The organism is Photobacterium sp. NCIMB 13483, assembly GCF_003025475.1.
Taxonomy (GTDB): Bacteria; Pseudomonadota; Gammaproteobacteria; order Enterobacterales; family Vibrionaceae; genus Photobacterium; species Photobacterium piscicola.
In genome coordinates this window covers 1-1,078 of sequence record NZ_PYLV01000056.1, presented here as the reverse complement: position 1 = coordinate 1,078, position 1,078 = coordinate 1, and the positions used below count along the sequence as shown (strand labels likewise).

The 1,078-nt window shown below is 42.2% G+C and carries 1 protein-coding gene; it reads left to right on the top strand.

Annotation, left to right across the window (positions count from 1 at the left end; all coding sequences use genetic code 11):
- Positions 1-1,065 (top strand): IS4 family transposase (locus C9I86_RS19750; RefSeq protein WP_107277265.1); only part of this gene is annotated, 1,065 nt, incomplete at its 5' end.
- Positions 1,066-1,078: the final 13 nt, after the last annotated feature.

The window sequence follows — 1,078 nt, the reverse complement described above, 5'->3', positions numbered from 1 at the left end:
CCAAGTGCTGTGATTCATGCTCGTAAGAAATTAGGGCATGAACCAGTAGAAGCTGTCTTTAATAAAACACAACAGTTGTGGCATGAGAAAACACCTCATCCGGATTGGCATGGTCTCACATTGCATGCTGTCGATGGTGTTGTCTGGCGTACGCCAGACACAAAAGAAAATGACCAAGCATTTTCAAGAACAGGCAATAAAACAACAACATCCGATTATCCTCAAGTGCGTATGGTTTGCCATATGGAACTAACTAGCCACCTTTTAAATAGCGCTGCATTTGATTCTGTTTCTGTCAGTGAGGTTGATTTAACAGCCCAACTCATTGAAAAAGCGCCAGATCATAGCCTAACGCTGTTTGATCGTGGTTTTTACGCCTTAGGCTTACTGCATAAATGGCAAAGTACGGGGCAAGAAAGGCATTGGCTTATCCCATTACGTAAAGGCGCCCAATACAAAACGTTAAGAAAGCTAGGTAAAGGCCAAGAACTCATAGAGTTAACCTTGTCGCCACAAGCTCGAAAAAAGTGGATTGATGCGCCCGTGACAATGGAAGCACGCTTAGTGACAACCACGATCAAAGGTCGCGAAGTGAAATTATTAACGTCAATGACCGATCCCAAACGTTATATAGGCGCTGATATTGCAGAGCTTTATAGCCACCGTTGGGAGATTGAGCTGGGTTACCGAGAAATGAAACAATATATGTTACAAGGAACGATAACGTTAAGAAGCAAAACGCCAGCGCTAGTGACTCAAGAATTATGGGGAATGTTATTAGCTTATAACTTGTTACGGTTCATGATGTGCCAAATGGCATACTCATTAAAAAGTGTCATGCCGTATCAAATAGGCTTTAAGCAAGCCTCGATATTCTTAACAAGCCAACTTCAACTATTACCAGCGGTTGCAGCTGGTCGGTATCCTGAAATATTGAGATATATACTTGATATGGCAGAAAGCTTTGTACTACCAGAAAGGCAGGAAAGAAGTTATCCAAGGGCAGTAAAGAAAAGGCCTAGTCGCTATGCGACTAGGCCTTCAAGGAAGCGTAAATTATCTTAATTCACATGCATTA